Source organism: Streptomyces doebereineriae, assembly GCF_031845645.1.
In the GTDB taxonomy this organism is placed as follows: Bacteria; Actinomycetota; Actinomycetes; order Streptomycetales; family Streptomycetaceae; genus Streptomyces; species Streptomyces canus.
In genome coordinates this window covers 306,492-327,044 of the sequence record NZ_JAVREZ010000005.1, presented here as the reverse complement: position 1 = coordinate 327,044, position 20,553 = coordinate 306,492, and the positions used below count along the sequence as shown (strand labels likewise).

The 20,553-nt window shown below is 71.3% G+C and carries 22 protein-coding genes; 14 read left to right on the top strand and 8 right to left on the bottom strand.

Translation table 11 applies throughout. The annotated features are described in order from the left end of the window. The first annotated feature begins 169 nt into the window (after positions 1 to 169). The 3 genes from RNB18_RS17685 to RNB18_RS17675 all read left to right on the top strand — a co-directional run bounded on the left by RNB18_RS17685 (position 170) and on the right by RNB18_RS17675 (position 3,675). The gene (locus RNB18_RS17685; protein WP_311715028.1) at positions 170 to 1,696 is read left to right on the top strand and encodes an SDR family oxidoreductase; all 1,527 of its coding nucleotides are present in this window, start codon (positions 170 to 172) and stop codon (positions 1,694 to 1,696) included. A 36-nt stretch (positions 1,697 to 1,732) separates the two neighbouring features. After that, positions 1,733 to 3,106, top strand: coding sequence for a cryptochrome/photolyase family protein (locus RNB18_RS17680; RefSeq protein WP_311715027.1), 1,374 nt, complete (start codon positions 1,733 to 1,735; stop codon positions 3,104 to 3,106). 128 nt (positions 3,107 to 3,234) lie between these two features. Next, a complete protein-coding gene (locus tag RNB18_RS17675) occupies positions 3,235 to 3,675 on the top strand; it encodes an SPW repeat protein (RefSeq protein WP_266520285.1) in 441 nt (146 codons plus the stop codon). Between the two features lie 69 nt (positions 3,676 to 3,744). Here RNB18_RS17675 and RNB18_RS17670 read toward each other — a convergent pair whose 3' ends face one another. Beyond that, the gene (locus RNB18_RS17670; RefSeq protein ID WP_311715026.1) at positions 3,745 to 4,482 is read right to left on the bottom strand and encodes a phosphotransferase; all 738 of its coding nucleotides are present in this window, start codon (positions 4,480 to 4,482) and stop codon (positions 3,745 to 3,747) included. 29 nt (positions 4,483 to 4,511) lie between these two features. On the opposite strand from RNB18_RS17670, the gene RNB18_RS17665 reads away from it, so the two are divergent. Further along, a complete protein-coding gene (locus RNB18_RS17665; RefSeq protein ID WP_311715025.1) occupies positions 4,512 to 5,063 on the top strand; it encodes a GNAT family N-acetyltransferase in 552 nt (183 codons plus the stop codon). 54 nt (positions 5,064 to 5,117) lie between these two features. Further along, complete coding sequence (locus RNB18_RS17660) at positions 5,118 to 5,294, top strand: hypothetical protein (protein WP_311715235.1); 177 nt, start codon at positions 5,118 to 5,120, stop codon at positions 5,292 to 5,294. On the opposite strand, the gene RNB18_RS17655 is transcribed toward RNB18_RS17660, so the two are convergent. Beyond that, on the bottom strand, positions 5,287 to 6,732 hold the full coding sequence (locus RNB18_RS17655) for a hydrolase (protein WP_311715024.1): 1,446 nt from the start codon (positions 6,730 to 6,732) through the stop codon (positions 5,287 to 5,289). The two genes, RNB18_RS17660 and RNB18_RS17655, sit on opposite strands and share 8 nt — an antisense overlap. A gap of 230 nt (positions 6,733 to 6,962) precedes the next feature. On the opposite strand from RNB18_RS17655, the gene RNB18_RS17650 reads away from it, so the two are divergent. After that, the gene (locus RNB18_RS17650; RefSeq protein WP_057611480.1) at positions 6,963 to 7,226 is read left to right on the top strand and encodes a GlsB/YeaQ/YmgE family stress response membrane protein; all 264 of its coding nucleotides are present in this window, start codon (positions 6,963 to 6,965) and stop codon (positions 7,224 to 7,226) included. 197 nt (positions 7,227 to 7,423) lie between these two features. Next, positions 7,424 to 8,305, top strand: coding sequence for a GNAT family N-acetyltransferase (locus RNB18_RS17645; RefSeq protein ID WP_311715023.1), 882 nt, complete (start codon positions 7,424 to 7,426; stop codon positions 8,303 to 8,305). On the opposite strand, the gene RNB18_RS17640 is transcribed toward RNB18_RS17645, so the two are convergent. The 3 genes from RNB18_RS17640 to RNB18_RS17630 all read right to left on the bottom strand — a co-directional run bounded on the left by RNB18_RS17640 (position 8,306) and on the right by RNB18_RS17630 (position 10,499). Next, positions 8,306 to 9,229, bottom strand: a complete 924-nt coding sequence (locus tag RNB18_RS17640) for an NAD-dependent epimerase/dehydratase family protein (RefSeq protein WP_311715022.1) — start codon at positions 9,227 to 9,229, stop codon at positions 8,306 to 8,308. A gap of 77 nt (positions 9,230 to 9,306) precedes the next feature. Beyond that, a complete protein-coding gene (locus tag RNB18_RS17635) occupies positions 9,307 to 10,080 on the bottom strand; it encodes a GNAT family N-acetyltransferase (protein ID WP_311715021.1) in 774 nt (257 codons plus the stop codon). Between the two features lie 41 nt (positions 10,081 to 10,121). Next, positions 10,122 to 10,499, bottom strand: a complete 378-nt coding sequence (locus tag RNB18_RS17630; protein ID WP_306985925.1) for a MerR family transcriptional regulator — start codon at positions 10,497 to 10,499, stop codon at positions 10,122 to 10,124. A 58-nt stretch (positions 10,500 to 10,557) separates the two neighbouring features. Between RNB18_RS17630 and RNB18_RS17625 the strand changes: the two genes are divergently transcribed. The 4 genes from RNB18_RS17625 (at position 10,558) to RNB18_RS17610 (ending at position 14,472) form a co-directional block, all read left to right on the top strand. Next, the gene (locus RNB18_RS17625) at positions 10,558 to 11,754 is read left to right on the top strand and encodes an MFS transporter (RefSeq protein WP_311715020.1); all 1,197 of its coding nucleotides are present in this window, start codon (positions 10,558 to 10,560) and stop codon (positions 11,752 to 11,754) included. 31 nt (positions 11,755 to 11,785) lie between these two features. After that, complete coding sequence (locus tag RNB18_RS17620; RefSeq protein WP_311715019.1) at positions 11,786 to 12,265, top strand: nucleoside deaminase; 480 nt, start codon at positions 11,786 to 11,788, stop codon at positions 12,263 to 12,265. A gap of 121 nt (positions 12,266 to 12,386) precedes the next feature. After that, positions 12,387 to 13,973 carry an alpha/beta hydrolase gene (locus RNB18_RS17615; protein ID WP_311715018.1) on the top strand — a complete coding sequence of 529 codons (1,587 nt, stop codon included), beginning with the start codon at positions 12,387 to 12,389 and terminating at the stop codon, positions 13,971 to 13,973. Positions 13,974 to 13,998: 25 nt separating this feature from the next. Beyond that, a complete protein-coding gene (locus RNB18_RS17610) occupies positions 13,999 to 14,472 on the top strand; it encodes a GNAT family N-acetyltransferase (RefSeq protein WP_311715017.1) in 474 nt (157 codons plus the stop codon). Here RNB18_RS17610 and RNB18_RS17605 read toward each other — a convergent pair. Beyond that, positions 14,469 to 14,897, bottom strand: coding sequence for a MarR family winged helix-turn-helix transcriptional regulator (locus RNB18_RS17605; RefSeq protein WP_311715016.1), 429 nt, complete (start codon positions 14,895 to 14,897; stop codon positions 14,469 to 14,471). The genes RNB18_RS17610 and RNB18_RS17605 overlap by 4 nt on opposite strands. 79 nt (positions 14,898 to 14,976) lie before the next feature. Here RNB18_RS17605 and RNB18_RS17600 point away from each other — a divergent pair, with 79 nt between their 5' ends. Both RNB18_RS17600 and RNB18_RS17595 read left to right on the top strand, forming a co-directional pair. Next, positions 14,977 to 15,405 (top strand): PaaI family thioesterase, encoded by a 429-nt coding sequence (locus tag RNB18_RS17600; RefSeq protein WP_311715015.1) that lies wholly within the window; start codon positions 14,977 to 14,979, stop codon positions 15,403 to 15,405. A gap of 71 nt (positions 15,406 to 15,476) precedes the next feature. Then, a complete protein-coding gene (locus tag RNB18_RS17595) occupies positions 15,477 to 16,574 on the top strand; it encodes a baeRF3 domain-containing protein (protein WP_311715014.1) in 1,098 nt (365 codons plus the stop codon). A 28-nt stretch (positions 16,575 to 16,602) separates the two neighbouring features. Here the strand turns inward: RNB18_RS17595 and RNB18_RS17590 are convergent, their stop codons facing one another. Then, on the bottom strand, positions 16,603 to 17,016 hold the full coding sequence (locus RNB18_RS17590) for an SsgA family sporulation/cell division regulator (RefSeq protein WP_311715013.1): 414 nt from the start codon (positions 17,014 to 17,016) through the stop codon (positions 16,603 to 16,605). A gap of 428 nt (positions 17,017 to 17,444) precedes the next feature. On the opposite strand from RNB18_RS17590, the gene RNB18_RS17585 reads away from it, so the two are divergent. Further along, the gene (locus tag RNB18_RS17585) at positions 17,445 to 18,875 is read left to right on the top strand and encodes a PP2C family protein-serine/threonine phosphatase (RefSeq protein ID WP_311715012.1); all 1,431 of its coding nucleotides are present in this window, start codon (positions 17,445 to 17,447) and stop codon (positions 18,873 to 18,875) included. A 30-nt stretch (positions 18,876 to 18,905) separates the two neighbouring features. Here RNB18_RS17585 and RNB18_RS17580 read toward each other — a convergent pair whose 3' ends face one another. Beyond that, positions 18,906 to 20,399 (bottom strand): DNA-binding protein NsdB, encoded by a 1,494-nt coding sequence (locus RNB18_RS17580; RefSeq protein ID WP_311715011.1) that lies wholly within the window; start codon positions 20,397 to 20,399, stop codon positions 18,906 to 18,908. Between the last annotated feature and the right edge of the window lie 154 nt (positions 20,400 to 20,553).

Below are 20,553 nucleotides of genomic sequence, written 5' to 3'. Positions count from 1 at the left end.
GCGCGCGATCATGTTCCCGAGCCCGCGTTTTCGTCCACGGGCGTCGGCCGTCAGCAGGAACCGGGCCCGCGGTTCGCCCCGCCGACGAGTTCACGAGGCACCGCATCCGAAGCGAGCCACGGCACGGAAGTGATCAGCAGGGGGGACCTGGACGAAGGACCGAGGGCCGATGGAGCACGACGACACGCGAGAGGGACTGCGCTGCCTGGTGACCGGCGCCACGGGGTACATCGGCGGCCGGCTCGTCCCCGAACTCCTCTCGGCGGGACACCGGGTGCGCTGTCTGGCCCGCTCCCCCGACCGGCTGCGCGACCATCCCTGGGCGAACCGTGCCGAGGTGGTGGCCGGTGACGTGACCGACGCCGCGTCCGTCGCCCGCGCACTGGACGGGGTGGATGTGGCGTACTACCTGGTGCACGCGATGAGCTCCGGCAAGGGCTTCGAGGAGACCGACCGCAGGGCGGCGCTGATCTTCGCCGAGCAGGCCCGGATCGCGGGCGTACGGCGGATCGTGCACCTCAGCGGGCTCACCCCGGCGGGCGTACCCGAGCACGAGCTCTCCCCGCACCTGCGCTCCCGTGCCGAGGTGGCCCGCATCCTGCTCGATTCCGGGGTCCCGACCACGGTCCTGCGGGCGGCCGTCGTCATCGGGTCGGGTTCCGCGTCCTTCGAGATGCTGCGGTACCTCACCGAACGCCTTCCCGTGATGATCACCCCGAGCTGGGTGCACACCCGCATCCAGCCCGTGGCGGTCCGCGACGTTCTCCGGGCCCTCGTCGGCAGCGCCCGCATGCCGTCGGACGTCAATCGGGCCTTCGACGTCGGCGGACCGGAGGTGCTGACGTACCGGCAGATGATGCTCAGGTACGCGGCGGTCGCCGGACTGCCGCGCCGGATCATCCTTCCGGTGCCGGTGCTCACCCCCGGGCTCTCCAGCCACTGGGTGGGCCTGGTGACACCGGTGCCCGCCTCGATCGCCCGGCCGCTCACCGAGTCGCTGCGGCACGAGGTGGTCTGCCACGAGGACGACATCGCCCGCCATCTCTCCGGCCCGCCCGGTCGCCCGATCGGCTTCGACGAGGCCGTACGACTGGCTCTGCAGCGGGTGCGGGAAGCGCGGGTCACGACACGGTGGTCGTCGGCCTCGGTGCCGGGCGCCCCCAGCGATCCGCTGCCCACCGACCCGGACTGGGCGGGCGGAAGTCTCTACAGCGACCACCGGGAGCTCCGGGTCGATGCCTCGCCGGAGGCGCTGTGGCGGGTCATCGAGGGCATCGGCGGCGAGAACGGCTGGTACTCCTTCCCGCTCGCGTGGGCGGTGCGGGGCCGGCTGGACCGGCTGGTGGGCGGGGTCGGGCTGCGCCGGGGGCGCCGGGACGCGGCCCGGCTGCGGGTCGGCGACTCGCTGGACTTCTGGCGGGTCGAGGCGATCGAGCCCGGCAGGCTGCTGCGGTTGCGGGCCGAGATGCGGCTGCCGGGCCTGGCCTGGCTGGAGATGGGCGCGGTCACGGACGAGGACGGCCGCACCCGCTACCGGCAACGCGCCCTGTTCCATCCGCACGGTCTGCTCGGCCAGGCCTACTGGTGGAGCGTCTCCCCCTTCCACGCGATCGTCTTCGGCGGCATGGCCCGCAACATCGCCCGGGCCGCGGCGGGTTCGGCGGCCCGCGATCCGCGGCACACCCCTGCCCACTGACCTCCCGGCTCCTGCCTGCATCCCGGAGTACGCACCATGAGCATCTCGGTCGTCCTGTTCACCTGCGACCTGCGGCTGCACGACCACCCGCCGCTCAGAGCCGCCGTGGACGGCACCGAGCAGGTCGTCCCGCTGTTCGTGCGGGACCGGGCCGTGGACGCCGCCGGATTCGCCGCCCCCAACCGGCTGGCGTTCCTGGCCGACTGTCTGCGCGACCTCGACGCCGGTCTGCGCGAGCGGGGCGGCCGGCTGGTCGTGCGCCACGGCAGCCTCGTCGACGAGGTGTGCAAGGTCGCCGCCGAGGCGGACGCCGACGAGGTGCACATGGCGTCCGACGTCAGCGCCCACGCCCACCGGCGCGAGGAGCGGCTGCGCCGGGCCCTGGAGGGGGAGGGCGTACGGCTGCACGTCCACGACACGGTGACCACGGCCGTCGCTCCCGGCGCGGTGGTCCCGGCCGGCTCGGACCATTTCGCCGTCTTCACTCCCTACCTCCGGCGCTGGTCCCAGGAGCGGCTGCGGGACCCGCTCGCGGCCCCGCGGACCGTGCGGGTTCCGTCCGGCGTCGGGTCCGGGCTCCTGCCGTCCCGTGACGACCTGTCGGGACTCTCGGAAGGACTCGCCGCCGGCGGTGAGACGGTGGGCCGCGAGCGGCTCACCACCTGGCTGCGGGCGGGCGTGAGCGCGTACGAGGACCGCCACGACGACCTGGCCGGCGACGCGACCTCCCGGCTCTCCCCGCACCTTCACTTCGGCACCCTCTCCCCCGTCGAACTCGTCCACCGGGCGCGCCGGACGGGCGGTCCGGGTGCCGAGGCCTTCGTACGGCAGCTCGCCTGGCGCGACTTCAACCGGCAGGTGCTCTCGGCCCGCCCGGCCGCGGCCGGCGCCGACTACCGCACCCGGCACGACCGTTGGCGCTCCGAGCGGGCCGCAGCCGAGGACATCGAGGCGTGGAAGGAGGGCCGCACCGGCTACCCGATCGTCGACGCGGCAATGCGCCAGCTGCGCCACGAGGGGTGGATGCACAACCGTGGGCGTCTGCTGACGGGGAGCTTCCTGACCAAGACGCTGTACGTGGACTGGCGCGTCGGTGCCCGGCACTTCCTGGATCTGCTGGTCGACGGCGACCTCGCCAACAACCAGCTCAACTGGCAGTGGATGGCGGGTACCGGCACCGACACCCGGCCCAACCGCGTCCTCAATCCCGTCACCCAGGCCAAGCGGTACGACCCCGACGGCACCTACGTCCGCCGCTGGGTGCCCGAACTGGCCGCGCTGCCGGGGCCCGTGGTGCACGAGCCGTGGAAGCTTCGGGGCCCGGACCGCGCCGCGCTCGACTATCCGGACCCGATCGTGGACCTGCCCGAGGGGCTCGCCCGCTTCAAAAGGGCCCGTGGCCGTGACTGAGGTCAGCCGGGAGACGGGGCCTGCCACCTCTACACATAAAGGGAAAATAAGCGCAGAATGTATGCAGGCGGCGCTTACCGCACACCGCACCACACGCGGTCAGGCCAGTAAGTCAAAGGAGACGAGTCATGGCCAACGTCTCGCACACCAGGGGTGACATCACCAGCCACCCCGACGCTCCAGAAATGCGGGAACGCTACGCCCGCATGCTCGGCGGTCGCGATGTGGCGCTCGTGGACGGACCGGTGTTCCTGCTCGGTCTGTACTGCGCCGTGTCCCCCTGGATACTCCACTACACGACGAGCCAGCCCGCCCTCGTGACCCACAACCTCATCGTGGGCATAGCGATCGGTCTGCTGGCCCTCGGCTTCACCCAGACCCCTGAGCGCATGTACGGCCTCAGCTGGGCCTTCTGCGCGGTCGGCATCTGGATGATCGTCGCCCCCTGGGTGGTCGGCGACAGCCCCGACGCCGGTGTGGCGCTGAACAACATCATCATCGGCGCCCTCGCGGTGATCCTGGGGCTGATGTGCACCGTCACGGCGGCGAAGAGCGCCCCCAAGCCGTAGAGGATCCTCGACCCGGGAGAAGGGAGGGCCCGTCCACGCCCGGTGGACCGGCCCTCCCTCCGCATGCCGTCACCCCAGGAGGGAGCCCAGCTCGCACCGATGACCGGCGACCCACTCCCACGCGGCCCGTACCTCGTCCACGGCCCCCTGGTCCCGCAGCCCGACCATGGCCGGCTCGCCTCGCAGCGCCCCTGCCTCGATCCCGCGCCGGCACCGGTCCTGCCACCACAGCACCGTGTCCAGCAGCCGGTTCCGCCTGTCGAGGCCGTAGGCGTCGCAGACCAGCCGGATCCGGCGAGCGGCCTCCGCCACGTCGGTGACGGTCGGCCCCAGGTCGAGGTACTGCCAGCACACGTGGGCGACGTCGTGGATCCGGGCGCCCGGAGCGGCCAGGTCCCAGTCGATGAAGGCCGAAGGGCGCCATACGCCGGCCGCCACGGCGTACACGGTGTTCTTCGGCGCGAGGTCGTTGTGGCAGACGACGTCCCGATCGCCGGCGAGCGGCGTCCCGTGGGTCAGGTCGTGGAAGGCCCGGACGAGTCGGGCGACCTCCACGAGGGCCTCGTCGTCACGGACGGCGACGCGCTCGGTCGAGGTCACCGCGGCCCTGCCCTCGAGGTAGCCGAACGTCTCCCGGCCGTGTTCGTCGATGCCGAGGAACCGGGGCGCGCCCCGCCAGTGGGCGCTCTCGAACAGTGCGAGCAACTCCCGTACGAACGCCGACCGTTGCGACGGTGTGCGTCGCACGGTCTCGCCGACCCGGACGACCTCGTTGACCGCGCCGCCGCCGAGCACCGACTCCTCCATCCGACCGCCTCCCGGGGCAGGATCGACCCATGGACACGAACAAGACCTTCACCCTCGTTCCGCCCGCACGTCTCGAAGGCTACGGCGTCCGGCTGCGCGAGTGGGCGGACGCCGACCTCGCCGACCTGGTCGCGCTCTACGACGATCCGGAGATGGCCCGCTGGACGCCGGTGGCCTCGCCGTTCGACCTGGACGCGGCACGCGCCTATCTCGCCGGTGCACGGGAGGGGCAGGCCGAGGGACGGAAGATCCAGTTGGCCGTCACCACGGACGGGCTCCTTCCCCGCGGGGAGGTGTTGCTGTTCCGCAGCGGTTCGGACGAGCGTGACCTGGAGCTCGCCTACGGCATCGGGCCCGCCCACCGGGGCCAAGGGCTCGCCGGGCGGGCGGTGCGCCTCGCGGCCGAGTACGCGGTCCGGGAGATCCGGCCCCGCCGGGTGGTGCTGCGCATCGACGCAGCCAACACGGCGAGCGAGGCGGTCGCCCGGTCCTGTGCGTTCGACCTCACGCACGAGCCGCCGGTCAGGAGGGTGTCGCGCGGCCGGGAGATCGTCCTGCGCACGTGGCGCCTGCGTGCCTGAAACACCGTGCCCCTGCGGGGACTTGGCGTGCCGCTCTCGCCGTATGGGGACTTCATGGGGCAGGTGCATGCGGCGCCCGAGGGCGATCCGGGAGCAGGAGATGCGGGGCGGATGCTGGACCAGCGTGCGCCCGCCGGCACGCTGCGCGTGGGGACCGGCGGGCGCACGGTGGTCGACATCGCGGCCGAGGTGACGGCCGCGACCGGGTGGGTTCCGGCGTGGGTCAGCTGACGTTCAGTGCCGTGTCGTCTATGACGAACGACGTCTGGAGGGTGGAGCCCTCCGTGCCGGTGAACTTGAGGGTGACGGTCTGTCCGGCGTAGCCCGCCAAGCTGAAGCTGCGTTGGGTGTAGCCGGAGGCCGCGTTGAGGTTCGAGTACGTGGCCAGGGTGCTCAGTACCGTGCCCGAGCTGTTCAGGACCTGCGCCTTGAGGGTGTCGTAGGCGGTGCTGGTGGTGGTCTCGGCGGTGTCGACGTGCAGGTAGAAGCTGAGCGTGGCCGTGGTGCACGCGGCCGGGACGGTCACCGACTGGGACAGGGTGTCGGTGTGCGCGGAGCCGTAGCCGGCGAGCCAGGCGTAGTAGGAGCCGGTGCGGGCGGACTCGTCGCCGGAGTTGGTGATCACGCCGCTGGTGCCACTCCAGGTGCTGCTGCCCGACTCGAAGCCGTTGTTGCCGAGGAGCTGGGCGGACGTGCAGGTGGAACCGCCGCCGCCGTCATCGCCGCCGCCGCTGCTGCTGCCGCCGGCCAGCCATTCCGTGGCGTTCAGGGCGAGGGCCGCGTTGGTGGCGCCGGAGTCGTTCCAGCCGTCGTAGAGGGTGTTGCCGGACTGGCCGGTGCCGTCGTCCATGGGTGAGCTGTCGCCCCAGAAGGCGACGCGGCCGCTGCCGAAGGTGCTGGTGGCGAAGAAGGCCCCGGTGTTGCCGGAGTAACCGGTGCGGTAGAGCAGGCCCTTGACGGCGGAGTTGTCGGCGGGCTTGAGGGTGGCCGTGGTGCCGCTGGCGATCAGGCTCTTGGTCACGGTGCCGAAGGAGCCGTGCAGGACGGGGTTGCTGCTGTCGCTGATGGCGCTCGGGTAGTCCGAGCTGATGCTCAGCGAGTCGATGGAGAAGCCGAACGGGTCGGTCGAGTCGACGCTGTTGTCGGTCATCAGGTCGTTGAGGATCTCGACCGCGTCCTCGCCGTCGTTGTTGCGGTCGGCGCCGGTGTGGTCGGAGATCATGAAGAGGCCGCCGCCGTTCTTCACGAAGGTCATGATCGCCGTCTTCTCGGCGGTGGTGAAGAGCGTGTTGGGCTCGGGCAGGACCAGGGTGTCGAAGTTCGACAGGTCGGTGGCCGAGGAGCCGCCGTAAGTGAGGGCGCTCGTCGCGGTCTTGAGGCTGTAGTCGCCGGTCTTCTGGAGGGCGACGCCCCAGGAGGAGAGGGCGCCGGTCCAGTCGGACTCGGCGGAGGGCGAGGAGTCCTGGCCCAGAGGGTCGGGCTGACTGGTGGAGACGATCCAGTCCGCGTTGCCGGCCGTCTCGGCGTGGGCGTTGTCGAAGAGGATCCGGTGCGGGGTGGCAGCGGCGGCGGGGGTGGCGGTCACCTGCACGGCGACACCTGCGGCGACGAGGCTGAATCCGGCGAGGACGGCGCCGAGTCTGTGGCGGGGAACGGTGAGTCCGAGCATCCGGCATACCTCCGTGAGGAGTGGGGGAAGGATGGTGCGGGAGGGGAACTACGCGCATAGATACCCGATCAATTTGAAAGGTACATGACACCAAGAAGGCTGAACAGAACCGTCCGGTCCTCCCGAACAGGATTGACCGGGTGTTGACCGACGCTTGGGACGGAGCCGGACTGACGCCGCTCCCAGGGGGCATCCGGACTACATCGGGGCTCATCGAAAAAGGGGCGGAGATGGAAGTCGACGGCATCATCAGTGCCATCGTGATCGGCATAGTCATCGGTGTCCTGGGCCGGCTCGTGGTTCCGGGCCGTCAGCGCATCGGAATTCTGTGGACCATTCTGGTCGGCATCGTGGCCGCGCTGATCGGCTCGGCGATCGCCGGGGCCTTCGACGTGGCCGACACCAAGGGCGTCGACTGGGTCGAGTGGCTCATCCAGATCGGCCTCGCCGCGCTCGGCGTGGCGGCGCTGGACCGGTCGAAGGCGCGCCGCTGACGGTCGTACGGGACCAGGCACCACACCAGCACGCGCGGCGGCGCGCCGGAGACTCCGGCGCGCCGCCGCGCGTGGATGCCCTGAGTGTGGGTGCTCCGACGACTGTGGGGCCCCGACGTCAAATCCCGTTGCGCCCGCCGGAGTACGACGGCAGGCTTCAAGCGCCCGCCGCCCCTCCTCCCGTGACGGAGACTCGCTTGCGCTTTCACATCACCCCGCTCGCCGATCCCGAACCCGCCGCCTCCAGCCGCCGTCTGGCCTGGCTGGCCTCCGGTGACGACGGGGTCCCGCTCGGGTCCGCCTTCCTGCGGCTGTTCACGAAGGAGGGGCAGGATCACCTCGCCGAACTGCAACTCGCCGTGCACGGCGCCGAGCGGCGGCAGGGCGTCGGAAGCCGGCTGCTGAGGGCGGTCGTGGACGCCGCGAAGGCGGAACGGCGGCGGTCGGTGATCGCGCAGGCCGTACAGGGCTCCCCCGCCGATCTGTTCCTGGCCGCGCGGGGATTCCGGCAGGTCCTGGCGCTCACGTACGCCCGGCTCCCGCTGGCCGACGTCGATCGTGCCGCGATCGACGCACTCGTCGAACTGCCCCACCCCGGTTACCGGTTGACCGAGTGGGAGGGCACCGTGCCGGACGCGTTGGCGCGGTCCTTCGCCGACTCGCGGCGGGCGATGGACGACATGCCGATGGAGGGCACGGACTTCGGCAGGGTCGTCTGGGACGTGGAGCGTGTGGTCGCGGCCGCGGAGGCGGTCGCGCGACGGGGAGAGCTGCTGCACACCGTCGCCGCCGTGGACGCGAAGGACGGCAGCGTGGTCGGCTTCTCCGAACTGGTCGTCCCGGGCGACGGGTCGGGGGACGGCCAGCACTACGGCACCGCCGTGCTGCCCGAGCACCGCGGGAAGGGCCTCGCCCGCTGGATGAAGGCCGCGGCCGTCCGCCACGCCCTCGAACGGCACCCGCGGCTGTCCGGGTTGTGCACCGACACTGCGGAGAGCAACAAACCGATGCTCGCCGTCAACGACTCACTCGGTTACCTGTCGACGCACAAGTCCGTGGAGTACCAGCTCGATCTGTGATCACCGGGCCGTCGCGGCCCGCAGTGCGGCCAGCCCGTCGCGGCTGGAGGGGTACGCGGGCGTCCAGCCCAGTTCCCGCTCGGCTTTCTCGGCAGACACCCTCAGGCTCGCCGAGAACATCGTGTGCGCGTAGCTCATCGGCCTCGTGAGCCACAGCGGTACGGTCATCGGCCTCGGCAGTCCGAACTCCTCGGCCACACACAGCAGATGGGCGCGGAAGCCGAGCGGTGTGCGGTCCGCGACGTTGTACGCCTGCCCCGGACGCCCGCGTACGACCGCCGCGGCCACCGCGCGGCCCGCGTCGGTGAGTTCGACCCACGGCAGGACCCGGCCGTGGTCGGCGGGGGCGGGCAGTTGCCGCTTGCGCAGCAGGGTCAGGATGTTCTCGGTGCCGCCGGGGCCGTAGAAGAGGCCGAAGCGCAGTGCGATGCCCTCCAACCCGGCTGCCTCGAAGGTGAGTTGTTCCTTCGCGCGCATCCCGGCGAGGTGCCGTTCCAGCTCCGGGTCGGTGCCGCGCGGCCCGAACTCGTCGTCCTCCGTGATCGGTCGGTCGCCGAAGTCGCCGTACCCGTATCCGAAGACCATCGACTCGGTGACGAAGCGGCGGGCGCCGGTGGCCCGGGCGGCCTCGACGAGGTGGGCGGTGCCCTCGATGCGCAGCGCGTCGGTGGCGTACATGTCGCGGTGGCGCATGGGCGGCTTGCGCAGGGCGGTCGCCGCGTGGACGACTGTGTCGAAGTGCTGTCCGTCCACGGCCCGCAGCAGGGCGTCGCGGTCCATGAGGTCGGCCCGGACGCCGTTGCCCTCGCTCCGGCCGAGTCCGGTGACCTTGTGGCCCGCGTCGGTCAGGGCCCTGGCGATGTGGCGGCCGAGGACGCCGCTCGCGCCGGCGAGGAGGATGCTCTGGCTCTGGTTCGTCGTCATACCGGTGCGACGGATCGGGCGGGCCCGGATGTGACATCGCGGCCGCCGGGCTCTACAGCTGTCGCGGCCACCGGGCTCTAGGGCTGGTACACGTGCGGCTGCGTGATCGTCAGCGGCTCGAACCCGAGGCGTTCCAGGATCGGCCGGCTCGTGGCCAGCGCGTCGACCTGGAGGTAGCGGTATCCACGCTCCACGGCGGCGCGGGCCCGGTGCGCGACCAGGGCGCGGTAGATCCCGCGGCCGCGCCAGCTCTCGACGGTGCCGCCGCCCCACAGGCCGGCGAAGCGGGTGCCGGGCACGAGCTCCATGCGGGCCGCGCTGACCGGCTCGTCCCCGGCGAGCGCGACGACGGCGACCACGCTGTCGGGGTCGTCCAGCCGGGCGAGGAGTTGGTGCCGCAGCCGGGAGCTGTCGGTGCCGAAGGCCTTCTCGTGCACGTCCGCCACGAGGTCGACGCCCGCCCGGTCGGTGACCGGAAGGAAACGGATCCCCTCGGGCGGCTCGACGTCCAGGGTGAGGTCGGCGACCTCGGCGATCATCAGCGTCTCCTCGGGCTCGGCGGTGAATCCGGCCGCCCTGAGCCGCTGTCCGAGATCGAACGGCAGGTCGTGGCCGTACAGCTTCCACTCGAACTCGCGGCCGAGCCCGGTGTAGTACGCGATCTGCTCGGCGATCGCCTTGTCGGCGCTCGAGTCGTCCAGGTCGGACCAGACGACGCCGTTCCAGCCGTGCTCGGCGGCGACCTGGCGGACCACCCCGCCGACCCGCTCGACACGGGCACCGGGACCGTCCGGCTGTGCGCCTTCGCGCATGTCCCGGTCGAAGAGGGCGAGTACCGCAACATGATCCATGGGCCCACTTCATCACCCGGACGCCTTTGCGGCAATGGCGATTACGGCCGCCCGGCCTCCGCGCGCACCGCCGCCAGGTAGGCGCTGAGCCGGTCGCGGTTGCGGGCCAGACAGTCGATCCGGGCCTGGATGCGATCGACGTGGGCCTCCAGGAGGGCCGCGGTCCGAGGTGTCAGATGCTCGGGCGGCAGCAGGATCTCCTCCGGTCCCGAAAGGTACGGCAGGATCGCGCGGATCATCTCCGTGGTCAGACCCGAGTCCAGCAGCCCGCGGATCTGCTGGACGTCCCGGACCGCCGCCTCTCCGAAGGCGCGGTAGCCGTTGTCGGTGCGCTCGGGGTGCAGCAGGCCCTGCTCCTCGTAGTAGCGCAGCAACCGGGTGGGGACTCCGGTACGGCGGGACAGTTCACCGATCCTCATCACGTACTCCCGGGTCGCCCTTGCCTTCACACTGATGTGAAGGTCCGAGCATGGTCGCATGTCCACCACCTCCCCGGCCAAGGGCACAGCCCCGCCCGTGTCCGCCCCGCTTCCGTGGTCCGGGCTCCTCGCCCTGTCGACGGCCGCCTTCACCGCTGTGCTGACCGAGCTGCTGCCCGCGGGTCTGCTGCCCCGCATGGCCCCGGATCTGGGCGTCTCGGAGGCCCGGATCGGCTTCCTCGTCACCGGGTACGCGCTCGCGTCCTTCGCCGCCGCGATCCCGCTCACCGCTCTGCTGCGCGGGCTGCCACGCCGGCCGGTGCTCGTCGGGGCGCTGATCGGCTTCGCGGTGAGCAACGCGGTGGTGGCGGTGTCCTCGTCGTACGCCCTCACCTTCGGGGCACGGCTGGTGGCCGGGGGCATGGGCGGGACGCTCTGGGCGATGCTCGCCGGGTACGCGGCACGGATGGTGCCGGCCGAGCGGCGCGGCCGGGCGATCGCGATCGTCCTCGCCGGGATCACCCTCGCCCTGGCCCTGGGAGTCCCGGCCGGAACCGCGCTGGCCGGGACGGTGGGCTGGCGCACGGCGTTCGGGTTGCTGTTCGGGCTCGCGGTGCTGCTGGTGGGCTGGGTGCGGTGGCGGGTGCCCGGTTTCCCGGGCGAGACGCCGCACGCGCGCGTGCCGCTCGCCCGGGTCGCCGCGCTGCCGGGCATCCCGGCCGTCCTGTCCGTCACGCTGTTTCTGCTGGTGGGGCACCAGGTGATGTACACGTACGTCGCCCCGTTCGCGGCGCATGCCGGTTTTGGCCGTACGGGACTGGTGCTGCTGGTGTTCGGGGCGGCGACGGTGGTGGGGATCTGGATCACCGGGGTGCTGGTGGACCGGCATCTGCGGCCGACGCTCGTGGCCGCGCTGGCGCTGTGCGCGGCCGTGATGCTCGCGCTGGGGCTGGCCGCCGGGGTACCTGGTGTGCTGCTGATCTCGGTCGCCCTGTGGGGCGTCGCCTTCGGCGGTGCGCCGACGTTGATCCAGACGGCGCTGATCGACGCGTCGGGTCCGGAGCGGGCGGACGTGGCGACGTCGTTGCAGACGACGGTGTACAACGCCGGGATCGCGGTGGGTTCGCTGACCGGGGGTCTCGCACTGGACGGCTGGGGCGCCGGGGCGCTGCCGTGGACCGCGTTGCCGTTGGTCGCGGTGGCCCTCGGGGTGGTCACCGCGGCCCGAAAGGCGTTTCCGGCGACGCGGCGATGACCTTAGGCTCGTGGCGAGGAGGCCGTATTCCATGGTCGTGAAGGACACAGAACTGCCGTATCTGCGCCGCTGCGTCGAGCTGGCCACCGAGGCGCTGGAGGCCGGGGACGAACCGTTCGGCTCGGTCCTGGTGAGCGCCGCCGGCGAGATCCTCGCCGAGGACCACAACCGCGTGGCCTCGGGCGACCGCACCCGGCACCCCGAGTTCGAGCTGGCCCGCTGGGCGGCGGCGCACATGACGCCCGAGGAGCGGGCGGCGGCCACCGTGTACACCTCAGGCGAGCACTGTCCGATGTGCGCGGCCGCCCACGCCTGGGTGGGCCTCGGACGTATCGTGTACGTCGCCTCGTCCGAGCAACTGGCCCAGTGGCTGACCCAGTTGGGGGTCCCGGCACCACCGGTGCGGGCACTGCCGGTCAACGAGGTCGCCCCCGGCGTGGTCGTGGAGGGACCGGTGCCCGAGCTGGTGGAGCGTGTGCGGCAGTTGCACGGCCGGTTCCATCAGAGCTGACACATGCGTCCGAGCGGGCACGGATCAGGGCACATTCCGTGATCGCGCTCCCCCGGAGGCGTCCCGTCGAAGGGCCGCTTATCGTGATCGAGGGCGCCGATGGGCGTCCTTGGAGGCATGGATGCTCGCCAAGGTGACGAGGCGGCGATGCGCAGTCTCCGGAGCCGTGGGGCTGGCCCTGCTCGGCGCCGGACTGCCGTCCGTGGTCACGGACGGCTCCGGACCGGATCTGTCGCGCTTCTACCGCCAGAAGATCAAGTGGTCGAAGTGCGTGGGCATGGAGGCCCCCGCCGACCTGCAGTGCGGAAAGGTCACTGTTCCCCTCGACTACGCGAAGCCCCGCGCGGGCACCCTCGAACTGGCACTCGCCCGCTACCGGGCCACGACCAAGCACAAGCGTGGTTCGGTGCTGCTGAACTTCGGCGGCCCGGGCGGCGCGGGCGTGCCCGCACTCGCGGCCGGCGGCGACGACTTCATGGCCCTCACGGACGAGTACGACGTGGTGTCCTTCGATCCGCGCGGCGTGGGCAGGTCCTCCCCGGTCAGCTGTGGCAACGGCACCGACGAGGCGCTGGCGGCCACCAACGACGACACCGCCTTCGACCGGGACCCGCAGGCCGTGTTCGGGACGTTGCGGAAGGCCGCCGACCAGTGCGGCAAGCACTCCGGGCCCGTGCTCCCGCACATAGGCACGGTGAACGTCTCCCGCGACCTGGACATCATGCGCCAGGCCCTCGGCGACAAGAAGCTCAACTACCTCGGCTTCTCGTACGGCAGCCGGCTCGGCGCGGTGTACGCGGCCCAGTTCCCCAAGAAGGTGGGCCGGCTGGTGCTGGACGGCGTGGACACCCTCACCGAGCCGCTGGCCGAACAGGGCGTGGCGGGCGCCGCCGGGCAACAGAGGGCGCTGGAGGACTTCGTCGACTGGTGCGTGAAGGACATCGCCTGTCCGTTCGGCACCGACGCGCGCGGCGCCCGGGAACAGGTCCTGCAACTTGTGGCGTCATTGGACGAGGACCCGGTGCCGACCGACTTCGGCCCTGCCTTCACCGGACAGGACCTGGTGGGCGCCATCGGCCAGGCCCTCTACAGCAAGGATCTGTGGCCCTCGCTGGAGCGGGCGCTCGCCGAGCTGGTGGAACAGGGCGACACAACGGGCGTCCTCGGCTTCGCGGGCGGCGGCTCCGAAGTCCTCACCCGCGCGCGGCCTCCATCCGACGACCCGACGCACAGCACCCTCGCCGATGTGGAGGAGATACCGTTCGACAATCTTCCGGCGGCGCTGATGGCGATCAACTGCGCGGACGATCCCGACCGCCCCGGCGCCGACCGGATCACCAAGGACCTGGCCCGGCTGCGTGCCGCCTACGAGCAGGCGTCGCCGGTCTTCGGCCGCTACCGGCTCACCGAGTACCTGATCTGCTACGGCCGCCCGAAGGGCACCGACTTCATCCGCGAGAAGGTGCGCGAGGTCCGCACCCCGAAGATGCTCCTCGTCGGCACCCGTGGCGACCCCGCGACGCCGTACCGCTGGACCGTGGAGACAGCGAAGCGCCTCGGCGACTCGGCCGTGGTCCTCGACAACAAGGGCGAGGGCCACACCGGTTACGGCTCCTCCAAGTGCGTGCGCCGCAAGGTCGACGACTTCCTGCTGTACGGCACTCTCCCGCCCGACGGCAGCTCCTGCGGGCCCGAACGCGACGACTGAGATCCACTCCGTCTACGATCCCGGCATGAGTGAACGGAGCGAAACGGCCGAGGAGTTGAAGACCGCCCGACTGTGGCTGCGGCGCCCGGAAGAAGCCGACATCGACGTGATCCTCGACGTCCACAGCGACCCCGAGACCTGCGTGCACAACCCCTCCGACGCACTCACCCGGCACGAGGAGGCCGAACAGCTCTACCGGCGCTGGGACAAGCAGTGGGAGCAGCACGGTTACGGCTACTGGGTCGTCGGGCGCCGCGACAGCGCCCGGCAGCTCGGCTTCTGCGGGATCAAGCCCATGGAACTCCACGGAATACAGGTGCTGAACCTCTTCTACCGTTTCGCCGCCTCGGCCTGGGGCCAGGGCTTCGCCGGCGAAGCCGCCACCGCGGTCACCACCTGGGCAGCGGCGCACGTGCCGGACATCCCGCTGATCGCCCGCGTGCGTCCGGCGAACGTCGCCTCACAGCGTGTGGCGCAACCCGAGCGCTGGGCCCCCTAGGACTCCCAGTACGCGAGCCGGTGCATGGCAGTCGCCGCCCCGGTGAAACCGTCGTCGCCGAGCGCCTCGCGCAGTTCTGTGTTGAAGCGGTCGATCTCGGGCTGGGCGGCCCGCAGGGCATCGGTGCCGGCGTCGGTCAACTCCAGTACGACGGCCCGGTGTTCACGCGGGTGCGGCCTCTTCGCGAGAAGGCCCGCCGCAGTCAGCCGGCCGACCAGCCCGGTCACGGCCGACTCGCGCAGTCCGAGCGTGCGCGCCAGTTGCTGCTGGGTGACGCCGGCCTCGTCGTGCACCGCGAACAGGGCGCCGAGCTGGGCCGTGGTGACCCCCGCGGCGGCCAGGCAGCGCCGGTCCGCAGTGGTCCGCAAACGGTGTGCGGCCCGCTGGAGCAGGAAGTAGAGACGCTGGTCGTCGGGGTCGGGCATGCGCCGATGTTGACAGACGGGAGGGGTTCACGCCAGTCTCACTTCACTAGTGAAGTGAGAGCCCGACGGAGGTGGGGAGATGACTCGGACCCTGGACCTGGAGCTCGCCCGGAAGGTCCTGGCGGCACAGCCGTTCAGCACGTTGGTCGGCGCCCGTCTGACCGCCTTCGAGGAGGGCTGGGCGACTCTGGAGTTCGACATCCGCGGCGACCTGCTCCAGCAGCACGGAACCGTGCACGGCGGAGTGCTCGGCTACGCCGCGGACAACGCGCTCTCCTTCGCGGCGGGCTCGGTGGCCGGCTCCGCGGTGACCACCGCCGGCTTCTCCATCGACTTCCTGCGTCCGGCCCACGGTGAACTGCTGCGCGCCCGCGCCCGGGTCGTACGGGCGGGCCGCACCCGCGTGGTGTGCCGCTGCGACCTGAGCACCGTGGGCGCGGACGGCGCCGAGACCCTGTGCGCGGTGGCCCAGGGCTCGATCGCCGTACTCGAGACGCTCAAGACATGAGCTGTCTGCCCTGAATGCCCGATCAAGTTGCCCCATATGCCTGATCGGCCGATCGGTCCTATGGTGCTGTTATGGAGCACGCACTGAGCCCTGCGACCCTCTCCGAACTGCGCCGCCCGCGCGCCTATCCGGCGGTGTCCGTACTGACGCCGACCCACCGCCGTGAACCCGAGAACGCCCAGGATCCGGTCCGGCTGCGCAATGTGGTGGCCGAGGCCAAGAAACAGCTGGAGGCCGACCCGGCGGTTCCCCGGGAGCGGCGCGCCGACGTCGTCCGGCAACTCGACCTGGCCCTCGCCGACGTCGATCTGGCGCACGCCGAGGACGGTCTGGTGATCTTCGCCGCTCCGGGCGAGCACCAGGTGTGGTCCCTGTCCCGTGCCGTACCGGAGCGCGTGGTGCTCTCGGACACCTTCCTCACCCGCAACCTCGTCTCCGCCCAGGCGTCGGAGCGCCCGTTCTGGGTGCTGTCGGTCTCGGCCGACCGCGCCACACTGTGGAACGGCGGCGTCGACCGCGTGACCGAGCACCGCGCCGGCGGCTTTCCGCTGACCAGGACCCGCGAGAATTTCGACGCCGAGCGCCTGGAGCGGATCGGTGACATGCCGAGCACCTTCCGGGACGAGGACACGCGGCACTTCCTGCGGGACGCCGACACCGCGCTGGCCAAGCTCCTGCGCGAGGAGCCGAGGCCGCTGTACATCACCGGCGAGACCGCGGCGCTGTCCGCGCTGGACGACGTCGGCAGCGTCACCAAGGACGCGGTGCACGTCCCGCACGGCGGTCTCGCGCACGGCACCCCGGACGCGGTCTGGCATGCGGTCCGGCCGCTGGTCGCCGCGGAGGCCCGCAAGAGCACCGACGCGGTGACCCTGGAGCTCGAAGCGGCACGCGGGCGGCGGGCGTTCGCGGCCGGTGTCGACGAGATCTGGCAGAGCGCCCGGGAGGGCCGGCTGCGATTGCTGGCCGTCGAGGAGAACTACCGGGTGACGGTCCGCGACGGGGGCGGCGACCATCTGATCCCGGCCGAGAGCGGCGACCTCGACGCCCGCGAGGACATCGTGGACGAGATCGTCGAACAGTGCCTGGAGACCGGTGCCGACGTCCGCTTCGTACCGGACGGCACGCTGGGCGGCTCCGACGGCATCGCGGGGGTGCTGCGGTACTGAGCGGAGGCCCGAGGCCGCTGTACGCCACTCAGACACCCCCGAAGAGCGCGCTGAGCCCCTGTTCGACGGCCTCGCCGAGGTTCTCCTGTCCCGCGCCGACCACCGCATAGGTCCGCAGCAGGAAGCTTCGCAGGGCGGGCGTGTCGAACTGGAGGAGGGCGAGGCCGTACGGCGAGTGGAACTCCACGACCGTCGTGCTCCGGCCGCACGGCCAGATGTGCACGTCCCCGCCGCCGGCCGGTCCGCGCAGCCCCTCCTCCAGCAGGGCACGGGCGAAGGTCCAGGTCACCCCCTGTCCGTCCAGGGAGACCTCGGGCGGGAAGTCGACGCAGAGGGCCAGCGGGTCGGTGGAGTCGTAGCGCAGGATGGCGGGGACGGGCAGTTCCTGGTTCTCCGCGGTGATCAGCCGGGCGCGGGCAGGCTGCTCGAAGGTCGTGTCCATACGGTCTCCACTGCGGGCGAGAGGTCGGCCGGTTGTGCCGACGTGTACTTAGGACCTCGCAGGTGCCGTTTGCATTACGCCTGAGCGGGGGTGAATTAATGTGACCTGCGTCACATAGCAAGATTCCTCGACTTCACCACGAGGTCTTGCCAGACTCCTTAGAACACAGGATCGTCGAACACACAAATGAACACCGGATCGGCCACCCCACCGACCCGCCAAGTCGCGTACAACGCCTACGACTTGAGACATCAAAGAGCGTAGACAACACGCTCCGCCCGACCGCTCCGCGAAGACTGTGGCATATGCCAGAAGCACCACCGTATCGTGTGCCGCCAAATCCCTTACAGCGCGTGGCGCCCTGTGCAACAGTCGTAACGGTCCCTCCGTCCCGCCCAGGTCGAACCGTCCCCGCATCGGAGTGCGTCATGCCGTCCCACCTCTCCGCGGACCACCCCGCCGCCCAGCCGCCAGGACGCGGCTCGGTCGACGCGCTGATTTCGCAGACGCGGCGGCTCAAGGGCGACGTGGACGCCGTGCGACGGGACGCGCCCAGTGACGGCTTGGACCCCCAGGAGCGCTGGCAGCGCGCGCTGTACGACCTCGCACTTCACCAACTCAGCGACCTGGACGAGCACTTGGCGCAGCTGCGGGACGGCCCGCCGCCCGTGCCGTCGGTACCCGGGGCGCAGTCCGCCGCGCGAACCGCGCCGCCCGCTCCCCGGCGCGGCTCGCTGCTCAGCCGGGTCGGCAGCGCGGAGTGGAACCTCCTTACGGACGAGGCGAGTTGGTCCGGGGAGCTGTACCGGATACTCGGCCGCGACCGCACCGCTCCCCCGCTCACCCTCGACGAGCTCCCTTCCCTGGTGCTCGACGAGGACCGGCCGAGACTGACGGGCATGGTCACGGACTGCCTGGTCGACGCCAAACGCATAGACGGCGAGTTCCGAGTCGTGCACCCGGACGGCGAGGTGCGCACCGTCCACATGATGGGCGAGCCCGTGCTCGCCGCCGACGGCAGTACCGCCTCGATGTGGGCCGTGCTGCGTGACGTCAGCGAACTGCGGCGCAGTGAAAGGGCGGTGGGCGAGACCCGTGACTCGTTACAACGCCAGAGGCAGCGCGCCCAGAGCGAGCACCGGCTCGCGGTCGAGCTGCAGGAGGCCGTGCTGCCGCCGTGGCGTGGCTCCCTGCGGCTCCCGCACCAGGGCACCGAGACCCTGGACCTGGCCGCCCACTATCTGCCGTCGTCGGCCAGCGCCCTGATCGGCGGCGACTGGTACGACGCACTCGAACTGGCCGACGGCGAGACCCTGCTCAGCGTCGGCGACCTCACCGGGCACGGAGTCGCCGTGGCCTCCGGCATGGCGACCCTCCTCGGCGCCGTGCGCGGCATGGCGATGGCGGGCACCCAGCCCGGCCAACTGATGTCCCTGCTCAACCAGTTGCTCGACGCCACCGTGCAGCCGGCCCTCGGCAGCGCGGTCTGCTGCCGCTACCGTCCCGAGACCCGCACCCTGGTCTGGGCGCAGGCCGGGCACCCCGCCCCGCTGCTGTTCCGGAGCGGGACGGGGCGCAGGCTGAACTCACCCGACGGTGTGCTCCTCGGCGCGACTTCCGGAGCCGTCTACGCGCAGGCCGAGGAGACCCTCGAACCGGGCGACCTGCTCCTGCTGCACACGGACGGACTGGTGCCCGGGCGCAGCAGTACGGCTGCCGTGAACCGGCTCCTCGACCTGGCCCCCCGGTTCGACGGGGCGCGCACCGCGCAGGACTGTGTGCGCATGGTCATGGAGGAGTTCGGCGAGACCGAGCGCGAGGACGACGCCTGCGTGCTCATCGCCAGGGTGACTTCATAGCAACACTGTGCCGGTGGTCAAGGCCGGTGCTCACGCCCGAGCGCTGTTTCCACCCCTTCCCTTCGGCTTCGGCAGCGCCAGCCGGATCTCCTCGCGCAGCTCGTTGATCTTCGGGTAGCCGGAGTACTCGGCGGTGAGCCGGTACATCTGACGCAGCCGGTCCCAGGTGCGGTGGGAGGAGTTGGAGCCCATCGACACCAGCGCCAACCGCGCATAGCGGTCCGCCTGTTCGGGGTCGTCGGCGATGAAGCAGGCCGAGGCCATCGACAGGAAGTCGAAGATCTTCGACCGCTGCCGTCCGTCGACCCGCAGGGCGAGGGCCTTCTCCGCGTAGTGCTGGGCGTGCGCGGCCGCACCCGGCTCGTGCTCCGCCAGCGTGCGGTAGGCAAGGGCCTGCATGCCGTACAGGTCCTCCTCCTTGAAGGTCTGCATCCAGCTCGGCGGTGGCACGTCGCTCTTGTCGGAGACGAAGAGGTCCTCCGCCTGTCCGAGGGTGCGGCGCATCGCCTGGCCCTTGCCCATGGAAGCCTGTGCCCAGGCCTCGATGGTGTAGAGCATCGCCCTGGTGCGGGGCAGCACCTGTTCGCCGGAACCGGACTGGGCGAGCTTCATCAGGTCGAGCGCGTCGTCGGGCCGGCCCAGGTGCACCATCTGGCGGGCCGCGCGGGAGAGCGCCTCGCCGGCGCGGGGCCGGTCACCGCCCTCTCTCGCGGCATGGGCGGCGATGACGAAGTACTTCTGGGCCGTCGGTTCGAGGCCTACGTCGTGGGACATCCAGCCCGCGAGGACGGCCAGGTTGGCGGCGACCCCCCACAGCCGCCGCTGGAGATGGTCAGGGTGCCGGTAGGCGAGCATGCCGCCCACCTCGTTGAGCTGGCCCACGACCGCCTTGCGTTGCAGCCCGCCGCCGCGGGCCGCGTCCCAGGCCCGGAACACCTCGACCGAGCGCTCCAGTTCCTCGATCTCCTGCGACCCGATGGGGGCGGCCTCGTAACGGTCGAACCCAGCGGGGTCGGCGTGCAGGGGGTCGTCGAACTGGGGGGCATCGGCGGTGAGGGCCGGATCGGTGTGCAGCCAGTCGTGCATGGCACTGCTGAGTACGGATCCCGCGGTGAGCGCGGCACCCGCGCCCACCAAGCCGCGTCGGTTGAGCATGAGGTCCATTCCCGTGAATTCGGTGAGGACCTCGGCGGTTCGGTCGGGCGCCCACGGCATGCCGTCGGGATGTTCCACGCTCCCGTCGCCCTGCCGTTTCCCCGTACGCCCGTGCCGGACCAGACCGAGGTCCTCAATGGTCACGACACGGCCGAGTCGCTCGGTGAACAGAGCCGCCAGCACCCGCGGCACCGGATCGCGCGGGATCTCTCCCATGTCGATCCACCGCCGCACCCGCGAGGTATCGGTCGACAGCTGGGGATGGCCCATGGCCGCCGCCTGCCGGTTGACCAGCCTCGCGAGTTCACCCTTGGACCAGCCGGCGAGGCCGAACAGGTCCGAAAGTCGAGTGTTGGGTTGTCCGCTCACATCAAGCCCCCAGGTTCTCGGCTGAGTTGACAGTAGCCCCGTGTCAGTTGCTCCGGGACTATTCGCCAGGGTTCGCCAGGGTGCGCCAGATGGTGTGCCAGTGCGCATCTGCGGTGAGGTAGGAACGCGCCACCCCGACCCGGACCTCACAGGG